2 protein-coding genes are annotated in these 2,115 nt (G+C 34.8%); both read right to left on the bottom strand.

The window, feature by feature from the left end:
- Positions 1-237 precede the first annotated feature (237 nt).
- Positions 238-864: a hypothetical protein gene (locus tag ACFSQJ_RS14380; protein ID WP_377767670.1), complete on the bottom strand. Its 627-nt coding sequence runs from the start codon at positions 862-864 to the stop codon at positions 238-240.
- Positions 865-1,008: 144 nt separating this feature from the next.
- Positions 1,009-1,953 carry a proline iminopeptidase-family hydrolase gene (locus ACFSQJ_RS14375; RefSeq protein ID WP_377767669.1) on the bottom strand — a complete coding sequence of 315 codons (945 nt, stop codon included), beginning with the start codon at positions 1,951-1,953 and terminating at the stop codon, positions 1,009-1,011.
- Positions 1,954-2,115: the final 162 nt, after the last annotated feature.

Genomic DNA, 2,115 nt, shown 5'->3' with positions numbered 1-2,115 from the left:
TTGAAACAAAAAAGCAGCAAAAGCATAAAGCTCTTGCTGCGCGGGATAACAAATTGATTACTCAACTTGTTTCCTAAAATTTTACAGAAAAAACTTGTTTTTTGACACAGTACCTATGATTTCGTTGTGGAATCATCCGCAGGATTATTCCGCTTAGAAATCAGCCGTTGATTAATACTTTTATTTTGCTGTGGCACTAAACCACAATGAATTATAGCCATTGTTAGCAAACGGTTTTTATGTTTTTATCATATTAATCATTCCATAAGAATAACTGCCTTTTGGAAGTCTATCTCTAAAATCTTTGAAATATTTCCACAAATCAAACTCTGCGTTTATTGCATTAAGCATATTCCTAATATTTTTGATTTCGGGCATTTCTGGATTTTGATATCTTTCGTTTTCAGGTTCCCAATATGAGTAAATTCTTTTTTCATTTTCGGTTCCAATTTCAAAAACATAAGTTTTGCCATCAAATCCTTGTGGATAATTTTCAATTTCAGAACAGTCTTTTAATGTTTCAATGTTTTCTTTTTGCAATGTGGTCATTAATTCTTTAACTGTTCCGTTTGGGATTTTTATTCTTTGATAAATCGTTTCGGTTTTATTCTTCCTTTTATTTTTAGTGACAAAATTTGTAAGTGTTCCGTTATAAGTTGAGTCATTCAATTTAATTAATTCCACAACTTGGTAGTCAGTCCAAATTCGGTAAGCCTTTTCAAAATTTAGACTGTCATAATGCTTTAGTCCAATTTCGATTCGGTCAGATTCGATGTAGGGTTTCCAAAAAGATTCCTTTTCGGTTTGCCCAAGTGCTAAAGTCGTAATCAGACTAAAAATTAATATGTGGATTTCTTTTCTCAACTGTTTGCTAACGTGATTGTATAAGATTAGTGGCGTGTTTAAGCACCTAATTTAGCAAATAAACACTAGATAGAAAATCCGCAAGGATTTTCGTAAGTAAGCGAGAACTAGCCATTAATTTTATACGTTGTTGTGTGCTGTTTATTAATTATTATCAATACTTCTTAAGAAATCACGAACCGCTTCGGCCATTTTTTCTGGTTGGTCAATCATGGTCATATGCGCGGCATTACCAATAATCTCAACACTCGCATTTTGGGACATTTTCTGATACTTGTACATGGTTTCTGGTCTTGCTTCATCGTATTCACCAGTTACAAAAAGTATAGGTTCTTCAATTTTCACCAAATCTGCGGTGCGATCAAAATCAATGAGTGTACCTGTAGCTGTAAACTCGGTTGGCCCCCACATATAGTTATAAACCTGTTCATTAAAACCACCTACATTCTCACACGCTAGAGATTTATAAGGCCAACTTTTTCGAATTAAATGTCGAGCATAAAAGGAATCAGTTGCAGCTAGATAGGCAGGTGCAGAATAATTCTTTAAAGTTTCAAACTTATTTATCGTGTCTTGAATATTGGCGGGCATTTGGGATAGTAACAATTTAGCATCAGCGATCCAATCGGTGGTACTGATCATTGGACTTGAAAAAATAACTGACTTTACTCCTTCTGGCTTTTTAGTAATCATGTACTCTATTAAGAATGTACTGCCGCAAGAATGACCCAGAATATGAAGCTCCTTCAGATTTAAGTTTTTTCTTAAATGATCGATTTCATCTACGAACCTCTCAGTATTCCATAAAGTTGTATCGGTCGGTCTTTCTGAATTCCCTGAACCCAGTTGGTCGTAAAAAATAATGGGTCTTTCATCACCCAACAAAGAAAAACCAGGAATCATTGAGCAACTTCGGGCACCAGGCCCACCATGTAAAATTAACAAAGGAACCCCATTTCCTTCTCCAATGATTTTATACCATATTTTACCTCCTTCAACATCAACATAACCTTCCCTTTCAACTTCTTTTTGACAAGATACATTTATGAGTAAGAAGAGGGTTATAAATAAATAAGTTAGTTTTTTCATTTTATGTAAATTATGTTCGATGTATTAATTGCACACAACGGTCTCGGCTATGATTTCGTTGCGGAAAAATCCGCAGGATTCTTTCCGCCGTAGCCGAAAGATAGCAAAAAAGCGTTGAATTCCGATTAGGAATTCAACCGCAATGAATTATAGCCATTGTTG

This window comes from Croceitalea marina, from assembly GCF_042684265.1.
GTDB lineage: Bacteria > Bacteroidota > Bacteroidia > Flavobacteriales > Flavobacteriaceae > Croceitalea > Croceitalea marina.
The sequence above is the reverse complement of the archived record's forward strand: the minus strand, read 5'-3'. Positions and strand labels throughout refer to the sequence as shown.

Excerpts from the sequence above, each read along its gene's own strand:
- ACFSQJ_RS14375 (WP_377767669.1), bottom strand. The coding sequence starts at position 1,953 with ATGAAAAAACTAACTTATTTATTTATAACCCTCTTCTTACTCATAAAT.